Raw genomic sequence first — 14,654 nt, 5'->3', positions numbered from 1 at the left:
TTCGCTACTTGGGGCTGTCGTCCTCGCCGATGTGGTGTACGCGGACCATGTTGGTCGCGCCGGGGACGCCGGGGGGTGAGCCGGCCGTGATGACCACGATGTCGCCCTTCTCGCAGCGGCCGTACCGCAGGAGGAGTTCGTCCACCTGGGCGACCATCGCGTCCGTGGAGTCCGCCTCCGGGCCGAGGAAGGTCTCCACGCCCCAGGTGAGGCTGAGCTGGGAGCGGGTGGCCGGCTCGGGGGTGAAGGCCATCAGGGGGATCGGCGAGCGGTAGCGGGAGAGCCGGCGGGCGGTGTCGCCGGACTGGGTGAACGCGACGAGGAACTTGGCCCCGAGGAAGTCGCCCATCTCGGCGGCGGCGCGGGCGACGGCTCCGCCCTGGGTGCGGGGTTTGTTGCGTTCGGTGAGCGGCGGCAGGCCCCTGGCGAGGATGTCCTCCTCCGCGGCGGCGACGATCTTGGCCATGGTGCGCACGGTCTCGACGGGGTAGTTGCCGACGCTGGTCTCGCCGGAGAGCATCACGGCGTCGGTGCCGTCGATGACGGCGTTGGCGACGTCGGAGGCCTCGGCGCGGGTGGGGCGTGAGTTCTCGATCATCGAGTCGAGCATCTGGGTGGCGACGATGACGGGTTTGGCGTTGCGCCGGGCGAGTTTGATGGCGCGCTTCTGGACGATGGGCACCTGTTCGAGGGGCATTTCGACGCCGAGGTCGCCGCGGGCGACCATGATTCCGTCGAAGGAGGCGACGATGTCGTCGATGTTCTCGACGGCCTGGGGTTTCTCGACCTTGGCGATGACGGGGAGGCGGCGGCCTTCCTCGTCCATGATGCGGTGGACGTCGTGGGCGTCCTTGCCGCTGCGGACGAAGGAGAGGGCCACGACGTCGAAGCCGGTGCGCAGGGCCCAGCGCAGGTCGTCCTCGTCCTTCTTGGACAGGGCGGGTACGGAGACGGCGACGCCGGGGAGGTTGAGTCCCTTGTGGTCGGAGATGACGCCGCCTTCGGCCACTCGGGTGTGGACCCGGGGGCCGTCGACGGCGGTGACTTCGAGGCCGACCTTGCCGTCGTCGACGAGGATGCGTTCGCCGGGGGTGACGTCGGCGGCGAGGCCGGCGTAGGTGGTGCCGCAGATGTGGCGGTCGCCTTCGACGCCTTCCTCGACGGTGATGGTGAAGGTGTCGCCGCGTTCAAGGAGTACGGGGCCTTCGCTGAATCGGCCGAGGCGGATCTTCGGGCCTTGAAGGTCGGCGAGGATTCCGACGCTGCGGCCGGTTTCGTCGGCGGCTTTTCTGACGTGCTGGTATCGCACCTCGTGCTCGGTCTGGGTGCCGTGGCTGAGGTTGAAGCGGGCGACGTCCATTCCGGCTTCGACGAGTGCTTTGATCTGGTCGTACGAGTCGGTGGCGGGGCCCAGAGTGCAGACGATCTTTGCTCGGCGCATAGGTCGAGCCTAGGCCTTACCCACGGGTAGTGAATCCGGGGTTCATGACTGCCCAACAACCGTTGGGTAAAGGGATATTGACAACTGTTGAACTGTGCGAAGGCCCGCTCCTTTGAGCGAAATCTTCACGTCGTGGGTTTTCGGTCTTCAGACCCGCGGGGGCCGCATCGTGAATTGGGCGGTGACCTGTGCGCCGACGCGCAGTCGCGGGGGTTCGAGGTCGAGGGGCCGGGGTGGTTCCTCCGGTTGGGCGAGTGCGGTGCTGCGTGCACCGCGTTCGAGGGGGGTGCGTCCGGGGCGGGTGTGGTCGTCGCCGGTGTCGGTGAGTTCGACGAGGGCGGCGACGGTGGTGCCGAGGGCGTCGGCGTATTCGCGGGCCCGGCGGAGGGCCTCGTGGACGGCCTGGCGGCGGGCCTGGGCGGGCACGGGTGAGTCGGGGCGCAGGGACCACCAGGGGCCGTCGATCCGGGTGAGTTCCAAGTCGGCCAGTCGGGTGGTGAGTTCGGCGAGGGCGGTGAAGTCGGTGAGTTCGGCGGTGAGGTGGACGCGGCCGTGGTGGCCGCGTAGGCGTTCGCCGCGGCCGTGGGGGGTGAGTTCGGGGGTGATCGAGATGCTGCCGGTGGTCACGTGTTCCACCGCGTCGCCGTAGGACTTGACGAGGTCGAGGGCGGCGGTGTTGCGGCGGGTGAGGTCGTCGAGGGTGGTGCGGCGGTCGCGGCCGCGGGCGGTGACGGTGACGCCGATGCGGGCGATCTCGGGTTCGGCGTCGATCTCGGCCTCGCCGCGGACGGTGAGGAGGGGGGCGTCGGGGGTGCCGTGGGGTGAGGTCGCCGGTGGGGTCATACGTCCCACTGTGTCATGGGGTTTCCGCTTCTGTGGCCGGAGTTGGGGCGACAGGTCACCAGATCGAAACCGAATGGACCTGTTGCTTTCGGTCATGCCCGGGTCAGAATCTACGCGCGTTGTTGGCTGTTTCCCCGAGGAGACCGAGAGATGCCGTTGAACCGCCGGAAGTTCCTGAAGAAGTCCGCCGTGACCGGGGCGGGGGTGGCGATCGCCGGTGCGGGAGCGGCTCCGGCGGCCGAGGCCGCGGAGGCGAAGGGGCCGGGGAAGCACCCGAAGCGGTACTCGCTGACCGTCATGGGCACCACGGATCTGCACGGTCACGTCTTCAACTGGGACTACTTCAAGGACGCGGAGTACTCCGACAAGGCGGGCAACGCGCAGGGCCTGGCGCGTGTCTCGACGCTGGTCGAGTCGATCCGCGAGGAGAAGGGCCGCTGCAACACGCTGCTGCTGGACGCCGGTGACACGATCCAGGGCACGCCGCTGACGTACTACTACGCGAAGGTCGACCCGATCACCGCCAAGGGCGGTCCGGTGCACCCGATGGCGCAGGCGATGAACGCGATCGGGTACGACGCGGCGGCGCTCGGCAACCACGAGTTCAACTACGGCATCGAGACGCTGCGGAAGTTCGAGGACCAGCTCGACTTCCCGCTGCTGGGGGCCAACGCGGTGGACGCGAAGACGCTGAAGCCGGCCTTCCCGCCCTACTTCATGAAGAAGTTCCACGTGCCGGGCGCTCCGCCGGTGAAGGTGGCCGTGCTGGGTCTGACCAACCCGGGCATCGCGATCTGGGACAAGGCGTACGTGCAGGGCAAGCTGGCGTTCCCGGGTCTGGAGGAGCAGGCCGCGAAGTGGGTGCCGAAGCTGCGGGCGATGGGCGCGGACGTGGTCGTGGTGTCGGCGCACTCGGGTACGTCGGGGAACTCCTCGTACGGTGACCAGCTGCCGTACGTGGAGGACGCGGCGGCGAACGTGGCGCGGCAGGTGCCGGGTATCGACGCGATCCTGGTGGGGCACGCGCATCTGGAGATTCCGGAGCTGAAGGTCGTCAACGAGAAGTCGGGCCGGACGGTCGTGCTGTCGGAGCCGCTGTGCTTCGCGGAACGGCTGAGCGTCTTCGACATCGAGCTGGTGTTCGACAAGGGCCGGTGGGAGGTGGAGTCGGTCTCCGCTTCGCTGCGTGACTCGAGGACGGTGGCGGACGACCCGCGGATCACGAAGCTGCTGAAGGACGAGCACGACAAGGTCGTGGCGTACGTCAACCAGGTGGTGGGCCGGGCGACGCAGACCCTGACGACGGTCGAGGCGCGGTACAAGGACGCCCCGATCATCGATCTGATCACCAAGGTCCAGGAGGACGTGGTGAAGGCGGCGCTGGCGGGCACGGAGTACGCGTCGCTGCCGGTGATCGCGCAGGCGTCGCCGTTCTCGCGGACGTCGCAGATCCCGGCCGGCGATGTGACGATCCGGGACCTGTCGGGTCTGTACGTGTACGACAACACGCTGGTCGCGAAGCTGATGACGGGCGCGCAGGTGCGGGCGTACCTGGAGTACTCGGCGGCGTACTACGTGCAGACGGCGGCGGGCGCGGCGGTCGACGTGGAGAAGCTGACGAACGCGGGTGGCCGTCCGGACTACAACTACGACTACGTGTCGGGTCTGTCGTACGACATCGACGTGGCGCAGCCGGCGGGTTCGCGGATCAGGAACCTGACGTTCGGTGGTGCGGCGCTGGACGACGCGCAGCAGTTCGTGCTGGCGGTGAACAACTACCGCGCCAACGGCGGTGGCGCCTTCCCGCACGTGGCGTCGGCGAAGGAGCTGTGGTCGGAGTCGACGGAGATCCGCACCCGGATCGCGGAGTGGGTGACGGCGAAGGGTGTGCTGGACCCGAAGGACTTCGCGTCGGTGGACTGGAAGCTGACGCGGGACGGCACCCCGGTGTTCTGAGTCTCCGGTCGAGGTGTGTCGGCGGCGTCGGTGCGGGTTCCCGCACCGGCGCCGCCGTCGTGCGTGGGGCCTATTCGAGGAGGGGGACCAGTTGCCCGGCTTGTCTGGCGTGCGGCATGCGGGGGGCGGGGTCCTGGAGTCCGAAGGTGGTGAAGGCGGTGCGGGTGGGCAGGGGGTACTGCTCCTTGCCGGTGAGGGAGTTGAGGATGGTGGCGCTGCGCCAGGCGGTGAGGCCCAGGTCGGGGGCGCCGACGCCGTGGGTGTGCAGTTCGGCGTTCTGGACGTAGACGGAGCCGGTGACGGCGGGGTCGAGGACGAGGCGGTAGTTCTCGTCGATGCGGGGGCGTTCGCTGCCGTCGCGGCGCATGTAGGGGTCGAGTCCGGCGAGGAGGCCGCCGAGGGGGCGTTCGCGGTAGCCGGTGGCGAGGACGACGGCGTCGGTGGTGAGCCGGCTGCGGGCACCCTGCTGGAGGTGTTCGAGGTGGAGTTCGACCTGGCCGGCGGCGATGCGGCCGGCGGTGCGGACGCGGACGCCGGGGGTGAGGACGGTGTCGGGCCAGCCGCCGTTCAGGGTGCGCCGGTACAGCTCGTCGTGGATGGCGGCGAGGGTGTCCGCGTCGATGCCTTTGTGCAGTTGCCACTGGGCGGTGGTGAGCCGGTCGCGGACGGGTTCGGCGAGGGCGTGGAAGTAGCGGGTGTAGTCGGGGGTGAAGTGTTCGAGGCCGAGTTTGGAGTACTCCATCGGTGCGAACGCTTCGGTGCGGCCGATCCAGTGCAGTTTCTCGTGGCCGGCGGGGCGGTGGCGCAGCAGGTCGAGGAAGACCTCGGCGCCGGACTGTCCCGAGCCGACGACCGTGATGTGGCCCGCGGTGAGGAGGGTGGCGCGGTGGTCGAGGTAGTCGGCGGCGTGGATGACGGGGACGCCGGGTGCTTCGACGAGTGGCCGCAGGGCGTCGGGCACATGGGGGGTGGTGCCGATGCCGAGGACGATGTTGCGGGTGTGGGTGCGGCCGTGGGCGGGGGTGCCGCCGTGGGGGTCGTGGCGGGTGTGGTCGATCTCGAAGACGTCGTGTTCGGGGTTCCAGCGGACGGCGTCGACCTGGTGGTGGAAGCGGAGTCCGGGCAGGTGCTCGCAGACCCAGCGGCAGTAGGCGTCGTATTCGGCGCGCTGGATGTGGAAGCGCTCGGCGAAGTAGAAGGGGAAGAGCCGTTCGTGGGTCTTCAGGTAGTTGGGGAAGCTCCAGGGGCTGGTGGGGTCGGCGAGGGTGACCAGGTCGGCGAGGAAGGGGACCTGGATGGTGGCGCCTTCGATGAGCAGGCCGGGGTGCCAGTCGAAGCGGGGGCGTCGTTCGTAGAAGACGGCGTCGAGTTCGGCGAGGGGGTGGGCGAGGGCGGCGAGGGAGAGGTTGCTGGGGCCGATGCCGATGCCGACGAGGTCGCGGGGGGCGCCGGGCCGGTGGTGTGGGGGGTTGGTCATGCGGGGGTGGCTCCTTCGGCGAGTTCGAGGAGTGCGGCCAGTTCGTGGGGCCGGGTGTGGGGGTTGAGGAAGGTGGCCTTGAGCCAGAGCCGTCCGTCGGGGCGGGCTCGTCCGAGGACGGCCCGGCCTTCGTGCAGCAGGCGGCGGCGTACGGCGGCGACGGCGGTGTCGGGGGCGCCGGCGGGCCGGAACAGGACGGTGCTGATGACGGGCCGGTCGTAGAGGTCGTGGCCGGGGTGGCGGTGGACGAGGTCGGCGAACTCGTCGGCGTGGGCGCAGACCTGGTCGACGAGGGCGCCGAGTCCGGTGCGGCCGAGGGTCTTCAGGGTGACGGCGATCTTGAGGATGTCGGGCCGGCGGGTGGTGCGCAGTGAGCGGCCGAGCAGGTCGGGGAGGCCTGCTTCGGTGTCGTCGTCGGCGTTGAGGTAGTCGGCGTGGTGGTGGAGTGCGGTGAGTTCGCCGGGCGCGGCGACGGCGAGGAGTCCGGCGGCGGCCGGCTGCCAGCCGAGTTTGTGCAGGTCGAGGGTGACGGTGTGGGCGGTTTCGAGTCCGGCGAGTTTGTGGCGGTGCCGGTCGCTGAAGGCGAGGCCGGCGCCGTAGGCGGCGTCGACGTGCAGGCGGGCGCCGTGGGTGGCGCACAGGCGGGCGGCCTCAGGCAGCGGGTCGATGAGTCCGGCGTCGGTGGTGCCGGCGGTGGCGGCGACGAGCAGGGGGCCGGGCTCGGTGCTGAGGGTGTGGTGGAGGGTTGCGGGGTCGAGGGTGCCGCGCGGGGTGGGCAGGACGATCGGGTGGGGCAGGCCGAGCAGCCAGGCGGCGCGGGGCAGGGAGTGGTGGGCGTTGGCGCCGTGCACCAGCCGGAGGCGGGGGCCGTGCGTCTCGCGGGCGAGGAGCAGGGCGAGTTGGTTGGATTCGGTGCCGCCGGTGGTGACGAGGGCGTCGCGGAGGCCGATGAGCCGGGCGAGGGCGCGGGTGACCTCGGTTTCCAGGGCGGAGGCGGCGGGGGCCTGGTCCCAGGAGTCGAGTGAGGGGTTGAGGGCGCTGGCGGCGAGGTCGGCGGCGGTGGCGAGGGCGAGCGGCGGGCAGTGCAGGTGGGCGGCGCAGAGCGGGTCGGCGGGGTCGGCGGCGCCTTCGGCCAGGGCGTGGACGAGGGTGCGCAGGGCGTCGGGGTCCGGGGCGTCGGGGAGGACGCCGTTTCCGAGGGCCGTGGTCATGCGGGCGGTGACGGCTTCGGGGCCGCCGGCCGGCAGGGGGCCGCCGCGGGCCCGGCGGCCGGTGGCGAGGGCGTCGAGGACGGTGTCCAGGAGGGGACGGAGGGCTGTGGGTCCGCCGGGTCCTGAGGCGAGGGGCGGGGTGCTCATGGGCTGTCCTCCGGGGCGCGGGGAGGGGGGCGGCCGTGGCGGGGGTCCACCCGTCCGGGAGGTTCAACGATCGGGACCCGGTCGTGGGTACTGCCGTACGGGGAAAACGCGTTGGAGCGGTGGAGCCGTGGTGGCGCCGCGGCTACCGTCGTTCGGATGGTTGACGCGTGGATGATCGAGGTGCCCGGTGAGCGGGTGGTGGTGCGTGAGCCCGGTCCGCGGGACGAGGTGCCGCTGCTGACGCTGTTCGAGGAGTGCGAGGACTGGTTCGTGGCGGCGACGGGGCTGCCGTCGGGGCCGGGTGATGTGCAGAGCCTGTTCTACGCGCTGCCGGAGGGGGCGAGTCCGGAGGACAAGGTGCTGCTGGTGCTGGAGCGGGACGGCGTGGTCGCGGGTCTGGTGGACGCGGTGCTGGACCATCCGGAGCCGGGTGCGGTGGCGGTGGGCCTGTTCCTGCTGGCGCCCTGGGCGCGGGGCCGGGGGCTGGGCCGGGCGCTGGCGGAGTCCCTGCTGGCCCGGGCGGGCTCGGTGTCCCTGGTGACGGCGTCGGTGCCGGCCGGCTGGCGCTCCGGGGAGGCTTTCCTGGAGCGGCTCGGTTTCCTGCTGGGTGCGGCCGTTCCGGCGCGTGAGGCGGTGGGCAACCGGCGGGCGGGCCCGCGTGAAGGGGGCGTGCGCCGGGCGGAGTTGCGGGTGGGGAACGGCTAGGGGCTGCCTCCCGGACGGCGTGGTGCCCTCGCTCCCCTCCCTCGGGAGGGGAGCGAGGGCACCACGCCGTTTGGGACTTCGGTGCTATGCGTCCCGGACGCGCAGGGCGCGGGCCAGGTCGTCGAGTTCGTCGACCAGTTTGCGGCGCAGCGCGGCGACGGGTTCCGCCTCGCGCAGGCAGGCCTCGCCGAGGGCGAGGTTCTCGGCGTCGACCGCGTGGTACGGGAAGGCCCAGCGTCCGGCGGCCGCGGCGATGGCGGGGCCGCGGCGGGCGGCGAGCGGGACGACGTCCTGGTAGTAGCGGGGTACGTAGGCGCGGACGAGGTCGGCCTGTTCGGGCTGCCAGAAGCCGCGCGCGGTGGCCGTGAAGAGGTAGTTGGAGAGGTCGTCGGAGGCGAACATCGCGTCCCAGGCGGCGCGTTTGGCCTCCGGGTCGGGGAGGGCGGCGCGGCAGGTCGCGGCGCCTTCCTGGCCGTTGGCGGAGGGGTCGCGGTCGAGTTCGGCGGCGATGGCGGCCTCGTCGGTGGCGCCGAGGACGGCGAGCCGGCCGAGGATGCGCCAGCGCAGTTCGGGGTCGAGTTCGGGTCCGCCGGGGACCGTGTCGTCGGCGAGCCAGGCGGCGATGGTGTCGGGGTGGGCGGCGACGTTGATGAAGTGGCGTACGGCGATCAGGCGCAGGCCGGGGTTGTCGCCGTCCTCGGTGCGGCGCAGCAGGTCGCGGCAGAGGGAGCCGAGGGTGGCGAGGGCCGCGGGGCGGTCCTCGGGGCGCAGGTAGCGGTCGGTGACCTCGTGGGCGGCGAAGGCGAGGACGCCTTCGGCGACGGCGAGGTCGGTCTCGCGCGGGAGGTGGGTGCGGGCCGTCTCGAGGTAGGCGGCGGGCGGGAGTTCGCCGTCGCGTACGGCGTCCCGGAGGGCGTTCCAGACCACGGCGCGGGTGAGGGGCTCGGGCAGTCCGGACAGGCCGGTGCGGACCGCTTCGAAGGACTCGTCGTCGAAGCGGATCTTGGCGTAGGTGAGGTCGCCGTCGTTGGTGAGGATCAGCGCGGGGCGCTTGCCGATGGGCTGCGGTGCGCTCTGCGGGACGTCGAGGCTGACGTGCTCGCGCGGGGTGAGGCGGCCCTCGTCGGTGAGGTCGTGGTCGTAGAGGCCGACGGTGATCCGGTGCGGGCGGCTGCCGGCGCGGTCGACGGTGAGGGCGAGGGTGCCGTCGGCGGCGGCGACGCGCGGGCTGAGGGTGTCGACTCCGGTGGTGCGCAGCCAGGCCTCGGCCCAGGCGTGCACGTCGCGGTCGGTGGCGGCGGCGAGGGAGTCGATGAAGTCGGCGAGGTTGGCGTTGGCGAACCGGTGCCGTTCGAAGTGGATGTTGATGCCGGCGAGGAAGTTCTTCTCGCCGAGCCAGGTCACGAGCTGGCGCAGTGCGGAGGCGCCCTTGGCGTAGGAGATGCCGTCGAAGTTGAGCAGGGCTGCGGCGGTGTCGTCGACGGCTTCGGGGGCGACCGGGTGGGTGGAGGGGCGCTGGTCGGCGTCGTAGCCCCAGGCCTTGCGGGTGACGCCGAACTCAACCCAGGGCTGGGTGAAGCGGGTCGCTTCGAGGGTGGTCTGGTAGCCCATGTACTCGGCGAAGGACTCGTTGAGCCAGATGTCGTCCCACCACTTGAGGGTGACGAGGTCGCCGAACCACATGTGGGCCATCTCGTGGGCGATGACCATGGCGCGGGTCTGCCGTTCGGTGTCGGTGACGGCGGAGCGGAAGACGAAGTCGTCGCGGAAGGTGACCAGGCCGGGGTTCTCCATGGCGCCGGCGTTGAACTCGGGGACGAACGCCTGGTCGTAGGAGTCGAAGGGGTAGGGCTCCTCGAACTTCTCGTGGTAGCGGTCGAAGCAGGCGCGGGTGACGTCGAAGATCTCCTCGGCGTCGGTGTCGAGGTGCGCGGCGAGGGAGCGGCGGCAGTGGATGCCGAAGGGCAGGCCGCGGTGTTCGGTGTGCAGCGAGTGCCAGGGGCCGGCGGCGACGGCGACGAGGTAGGTGGAGATCAGCGGGGTGGCGGCGGCGCGCCAGCGGCCCTGGCCGAGGTGTTCGGTGATGCCGTTGGCGAGGACGCTCCAGCCGTCGGGGGCGGTGACGGTGAGTTCGAAGACGGCCTTGAGGTCGGGCTGGTCGAAGGCGGCGAAGACGCGCTGGACGTCGTCCAGGAACATCTGGGTGTAGACGTAGGTCTCGCCGTCGGTGGGGTCGGTGAAGCGGTGCATGCCCTCGCCGGTGCGGGAGTAGCGCATGGCGGCGTCGACGCGCAGTTCGTGCTCGCCGGCGGTGAGGCCGCGCAGCGGCAGCCGGTTGCCGTCGAGGGTCTCCGGGTCGAGGGGCTGCCCGTCGAGGGTGACGGTGCGCAAGGAGGCGGGCTTCAGCTCGACGAACGTGTCCCCGGCGGACCGCGCGGTGAACCTGATCACGGTGCGGGAGTCGAAGGTCTCGTCCCCTGTGGTGAGATCGAGTTCGACCGTGTAGCGGTGGACGTCGAGGAGCTGTGCTCGGAGCTGCGCTTCGTCGCGCGTGATGACGGACATGGACGTCATGCTGCCTGATGGCATCCACAGCGGACAGGGGCGGATCGGTACACGGCATATGTCCGGTGTCGCGCCCCGTGCCGCCGTGGCCACGCTCCGTGCGCCCGCGGGCCGGCGCCGGGGAGGGTCAGCCGGCCGTGGCGGACGCACCGCCGACCGTGTCCCCGGCGATGGACTCGTGGTGCCGGATCACCTCGGCGATGATGAAGCCCAGGAACTTCTCGGCGAAGGCCGGGTCGAGCTTGGCGTTCTCGGCGAGGCGGCGCAGGCGTTCGATCTGCCGGGCCTCGCGGGCGGGGTCGGCGGGCGGGAGCTGGTGCCGTGCCTTGAGCCGGCCGACCTGCTGGGTGCACTTGAAGCGCTCGGCGAGCATGTGGACGACGGCCGCGTCGATGTTGTCGATGCTGTCGCGCAGCCGCTCCAGCTCCTGGCGGACCGCGGGGTCGACGTCACCGGTACCGGTGTTGCTGATGGTCATGGCGGTCAACCCTAAGGGCCGCGCGGTCCGGCGATCGTGCGTGACCAGCATGCGATCAGTCCGTGCCGGGACGGCGTGTCGCGGGCGGGGCGACACGGTGGGCGCCCGCATACAGTGGGAGGGAGTTCCGGGCGTCTTTGGGGGTCGCAGGTGGCGGACGGCGGACCGGTCGAGCACGGTTACCCGCATCTGGAGACGGTGCGGGCCGCCGTGACCGCGCTGTACAGGCGGCTGTCGTACGAGACCGTGCGGACGTTCTCGGCGAGCGTGCCGCCGGCCGACGTGGCCTTCTGTGACACCGACGATCTGCATCTGGGCGCGCAGCGGGTGGCGCGGGAGATCGTGCGGCACTTCAGGCTGCCGGACGCGCGGCTGGTGGTGGGCTTCCGGGAGATGACGCACGCCGCGAACGTCGAACTGGCGGCGGGCCCGGAGTACTTCGTGGAGCTGAACGACCGGTTCCGTACGCATCGCGGGGACATCGGAGCGGCGCTCGCCCACGAGGTGACCCATGTGTATCTGCACCGTCTGGATCTCGCGTTCCCGACCACGGCGGAGAACGAGATCCTGACGGACACGGTGGCGGCCTATCTGGGCGCGGGCTGGCTGCTGCTGGACGCGTTCCGCGAGGACGGGGTGTCCTCGCAGAAGCTGGGCTATCTCACGCCGGAGGAGTTCGGGTACGTCCTCGCCAAGCGGGCGCTGCTGTTCGACGAGGATCCCCGGGTGTGGTTCACCAGTGCGCAGGCGTACTCGGCGTACGTCAGGGGCCGGGAGCTGGCGCTGCGGGACGGGCAGCAGCCGCCGCTGACCGGGGCGGGCTGGGCGGGCCGGCGCCGCTACGCCCATGACCGGCGTCATCCGTCCGGGGGCCGGCCGGCCGCGGGGTACGTCTTCAGTGCCGGTCCCGGTCCGGGCGGTGACCTCCGGGTGTCCTTTCCGTGCCCCACGTGTCTGCAGCGGATCCGGTTGCCGGTCAAGGGCCGGGTGCGGGCCCGGTGCGGGCTGTGCCGGACGGTGCTGGAGTGCGACACGTAGAAGGCGGCGCGGTGCCGGGAGCTAGCCGGTCACGATGCCCGCGGCGCGTGCGGCCGCCAGCCACCGCGGGAACTCGCCGACGAGGCGGTCGTACAGTTCGGCGTCGGGGACCCCGCGCGGGTCCTTCCCGGCGTGGAAGAAGCCGGCGTTGTCCACGGCGCGCTTCGCGGGCACGGGCAGTTCGTCGAGCCGGCGCAGGAAGTCGAACTGCCGGCTGTCCGGGTCGCCGAAGCCGACGAACTGCCAGAAGAGCGGGAGCCGGGCGGCCTTGCAGAGGTGGCGTTCGGCGGCGGGCCTGCTGGTGGGGCCGCCGTCGGTCTGGAAGACGACCAGGGCGGGGTCGGTGGCGCCGCTGTCGAGGTAGTGGTCGATGACGGCGTCCATGGCCACGTGGTAGCTGGTCCTGCCCATGTGCCCGAGTCCGGCCGCGATCCGTGCGATGCGGCCCTCGTGGCCGTCGAGGGCGATGTCGGTGACGGCGTCGACGTCGGTGGAGAAGAAGACCACCGGCACCCGGCCGTCGTCGTCGAGGTGCGCGGACAGGCCGAGCACCCGGTCGGCGAGCGCCTGCACGCTGCCGTCCTGGTAGTAGGGCCGCATCGAGCCCGAGTGGTCGATCACCAGGTACACGGCGGCGGTGAGACCGTCCAGTCCGTGTTTGCGCAGCGAGATGCCGGCCGTGCGGTACTGCTCGACGAGCGCGGGCGCGGTCTCCTCCACCTTGCGCAGGCTGATCACGGCCATGGTGTCCCCCCTCGGCTCCGGCAGGCCGCCGAGCCTACGTGATCACCGCCCCCTGGTGTCACTCACGTCACAGCCGTTCGCTATTTTGTTCGCCGCCGTCCCCACCGGCTCACCCTGTCCCCGTGAACCCCCGAGGAGCCGGCCGTGACCGCCGAGTCCGCCGTGACCACGTGCTTCCGTCACCCCAAGGTCGAGTCGCACGTCCGCTGCACCCGCTGCGACCGTTTCATCTGCCCCTCCTGTATGCGGGAGGCCGCCGTCGGTCACCAGTGCGTGGAGTGCGTGAAGGAGGGGACGCGCTCGGTACGGCAGGCGCGGACGGCGTTCGGCGGCCGGATCAGCGCGGTGCCGGTGGTGACGTACGTGCTGATCGGCCTGAACGTGCTCGCCTATCTCGCCGAGCTGGCCCGGCCCTCGGTCGAGTACCGGTTCGACATGCTGGGCTCGGTGCCGCCGGGCTATCTGCCCGAGGGCGTCGCGCACGGCGAGTGGTACCGGCTGCTGACCGGCGCGTTCCTGCATCTGACGCCCGCCGAGGGCGCGTTCGGCATCACGCACATCCTGTTCAACATGCTGGCGCTGTGGAACGTCGGCCGGGTGGTGGAGGCGCAGCTCGGCCGGGTCCGCTACCTCGCCCTGTACCTGCTGTCGGCGCTGGGCGGCTCGGTGCTGGTGCTGCTGCTCGCCCCGGAGACCCGCACGGTCGGCGCGTCCGGCGCCGTCTTCGGGCTGGGCGCCGCGTACTACATCATGGGCCGCCGGCTCGGCTACGACCGCCGGGCGGTCAACCAGTACATGACGGGCCTGCTGGTGTGGCTGGTGGTCTCCGCCTGGATGACCTCCTGGCAGGGGCACCTCGGCGGCCTGCTGGCCGGCGGCACGGTGACGCTGGCGTACGCCTACGCGCCCCGGGACGGCCGGCGCACGCTCGTCCAGGCGGGCGTGTGCGTGGCGCTGCTGGTGCTGCTGGTGGCGCTGACCGCGGTCAGGGTGTCGTCGCTGGCGGTGGAACCGGCGCTCACGGGAGGGGCGGCCTGATCCGGGCCGTACGGTGACTGCCATGGAGAGACGGGACCTGTCATGAGACGAGCCGGAATCCTGCTGCTCGCGGCCGTTCCGGTCGCCCTCGCGGCGGTGGTCTACGCCCTCGGCGCCGGCTCCTCCGGCTCCTCGGACGCGGTCGACAAGCGGGTCTCCGCCGTGCAGCGGGAGCCGGAGGACGCCAAGTCCCGGGCGGAGTCGGAGCGGGCCCGGGACGAGGAGGTCATCGCGGACGCGCCGCCGGGGCTCGCGGCGCCGGCGGCGAAGGAGCTGGCGCAGAAGATCGTGGCGAGCGCGGAGAACTCCACGCTCGACTGGCGCAGCGCGTACGGCTACATCGAGGACATCGGCGACGGGCGGGGTTACACCGCCGGCATCATCGGGTTCTGCACCGGCACCCACGACCTGCTCACCCTGGTCGAGCGGTACACGAAGGCCCACCCCGGCAACGGCCTCGCGCCGTATCTGCCGGCCTTGCGAAAGGTCGACGGCACCGGCTCCCACCGGGGCCTGGACCCTGGTTTCACCGCGGCCTGGAAGGCGGAGGCGAGGCTCCCGGCGTTCCGCGAGGCGCAGGACGCGGAGCGCGACCGCGTCTACTTCGACCCGGCCGTCCGCCTCGCCAAGCTCGACGGGCTGGGCACGCTGGGCCAGTTCGTCTACTACGACGCGATGGTCTTCCACGGCCCCGGCACCGGTCGCGACGGCTTCTACGGCCTGCGCGAACGCGCGCTGGAGAAGGCCGGCTCCCCGTCCCTGGGCGGCAGCGAGAAGAAGTACCTCGGCGTCTTCCTGGACATCCGCCGCGCGGCGATGAAGGACCGGGAGGCCACCATCGACACCACGCGCGTCGACACGGCCCAGCGGCGGTTCCTCGACGAGGGGAACCTGGGGCTGCGCACCCCGCTGACCTGGCAGGTGTACGGGGAGACGTACACGGTGCCGTAGCCGGCGCGGGCGGACGTGCGACGGCGCCCGCCCCACGTCCGGTCGGGGACGGGGCGGGCG

At 71.6% G+C, this 14,654-nt stretch carries 12 protein-coding genes; 5 read left to right on the top strand and 7 right to left on the bottom strand.

Annotated elements, in window-relative coordinates; genetic code table 11:
* Window positions 1-4: 4 nt before the first annotated feature.
* Window positions 5-1,441, bottom strand: a complete 1,437-nt coding sequence (pyk, locus tag ACFYU0_RS25060; RefSeq protein ID WP_351672386.1) for a pyruvate kinase — start codon at window positions 1,439-1,441, stop codon at window positions 5-7.
* Window positions 1,442-1,588: 147 nt separating this feature from the next.
* Window positions 1,589-2,284: an SIMPL domain-containing protein gene (locus tag ACFYU0_RS25055; protein WP_389304277.1), complete on the bottom strand. Its 696-nt coding sequence runs from the start codon at window positions 2,282-2,284 to the stop codon at window positions 1,589-1,591.
* 150 nt (window positions 2,285-2,434) lie between these two features.
* On the opposite strand from ACFYU0_RS25055, the gene ACFYU0_RS25050 reads away from it, so the two are divergent.
* Window positions 2,435-4,240 (top strand): bifunctional metallophosphatase/5'-nucleotidase, encoded by a 1,806-nt coding sequence (locus ACFYU0_RS25050; protein ID WP_389304276.1) that lies wholly within the window; start codon window positions 2,435-2,437, stop codon window positions 4,238-4,240.
* Window positions 4,241-4,310: 70 nt separating this feature from the next.
* Here ACFYU0_RS25050 and ACFYU0_RS25045 read toward each other — a convergent pair whose 3' ends face one another.
* Both ACFYU0_RS25045 and ACFYU0_RS25040 read right to left on the bottom strand, forming a co-directional pair.
* Window positions 4,311-5,717 carry a lysine N(6)-hydroxylase/L-ornithine N(5)-oxygenase family protein gene (locus ACFYU0_RS25045; RefSeq protein ID WP_389304274.1) on the bottom strand — a complete coding sequence of 469 codons (1,407 nt, stop codon included), beginning with the start codon at window positions 5,715-5,717 and terminating at the stop codon, window positions 4,311-4,313.
* Window positions 5,714-7,075: a pyridoxal phosphate-dependent decarboxylase family protein gene (locus ACFYU0_RS25040; protein WP_389304273.1), complete on the bottom strand. Its 1,362-nt coding sequence runs from the start codon at window positions 7,073-7,075 to the stop codon at window positions 5,714-5,716. The genes ACFYU0_RS25045 and ACFYU0_RS25040 overlap by 4 nt, the downstream gene beginning before the upstream one ends.
* Before the next feature lie 156 nt (window positions 7,076-7,231).
* Between ACFYU0_RS25040 and ACFYU0_RS25035 the strand changes: the two genes are divergently transcribed.
* Window positions 7,232-7,780, top strand: coding sequence for a GNAT family N-acetyltransferase (locus ACFYU0_RS25035; protein WP_351672376.1), 549 nt, complete (start codon window positions 7,232-7,234; stop codon window positions 7,778-7,780).
* 84 nt (window positions 7,781-7,864) lie between these two features.
* Here the strand turns inward: ACFYU0_RS25035 and pepN are convergent, their stop codons facing one another.
* Together pepN and ACFYU0_RS25025 are read right to left on the bottom strand one after the other, a co-directional pair.
* Window positions 7,865-10,345: an aminopeptidase N gene (gene pepN / locus ACFYU0_RS25030; protein WP_389304271.1), complete on the bottom strand. Its 2,481-nt coding sequence runs from the start codon at window positions 10,343-10,345 to the stop codon at window positions 7,865-7,867.
* Window positions 10,346-10,472: 127 nt separating this feature from the next.
* Complete coding sequence (locus ACFYU0_RS25025) at window positions 10,473-10,823, bottom strand: chorismate mutase (protein WP_389304270.1); 351 nt, start codon at window positions 10,821-10,823, stop codon at window positions 10,473-10,475.
* A gap of 150 nt (window positions 10,824-10,973) precedes the next feature.
* Between ACFYU0_RS25025 and ACFYU0_RS25020 the strand changes: the two genes are divergently transcribed.
* The gene (locus ACFYU0_RS25020; protein ID WP_351670350.1) at window positions 10,974-11,861 is read left to right on the top strand and encodes a hypothetical protein; all 888 of its coding nucleotides are present in this window, start codon (window positions 10,974-10,976) and stop codon (window positions 11,859-11,861) included.
* A gap of 21 nt (window positions 11,862-11,882) precedes the next feature.
* Here the strand turns inward: ACFYU0_RS25020 and ACFYU0_RS25015 are convergent, their stop codons facing one another.
* Window positions 11,883-12,605: a vWA domain-containing protein gene (locus ACFYU0_RS25015; protein WP_389304268.1), complete on the bottom strand. Its 723-nt coding sequence runs from the start codon at window positions 12,603-12,605 to the stop codon at window positions 11,883-11,885.
* Between the two features lie 144 nt (window positions 12,606-12,749).
* Between ACFYU0_RS25015 and ACFYU0_RS25010 the strand changes: the two genes are divergently transcribed.
* Together ACFYU0_RS25010 and ACFYU0_RS25005 are read left to right on the top strand one after the other, a co-directional pair.
* Entirely contained in the window at window positions 12,750-13,643 is an 894-nt protein-coding gene (locus ACFYU0_RS25010) for a rhomboid family intramembrane serine protease (RefSeq protein WP_389304266.1), read from the top strand.
* A gap of 42 nt (window positions 13,644-13,685) precedes the next feature.
* The gene (locus ACFYU0_RS25005) at window positions 13,686-14,594 is read left to right on the top strand and encodes a chitosanase (protein WP_389304264.1); all 909 of its coding nucleotides are present in this window, start codon (window positions 13,686-13,688) and stop codon (window positions 14,592-14,594) included.
* Window positions 14,595-14,654: the final 60 nt, after the last annotated feature.

The organism is Streptomyces sp. NPDC003720 (assembly GCF_042875075.1).
Lineage (GTDB): Bacteria > Actinomycetota > Actinomycetes > Streptomycetales > Streptomycetaceae > Streptomyces.
The sequence above is the reverse complement of the archived record's forward strand: the minus strand, read 5'-3'. Positions and strand labels throughout refer to the sequence as shown.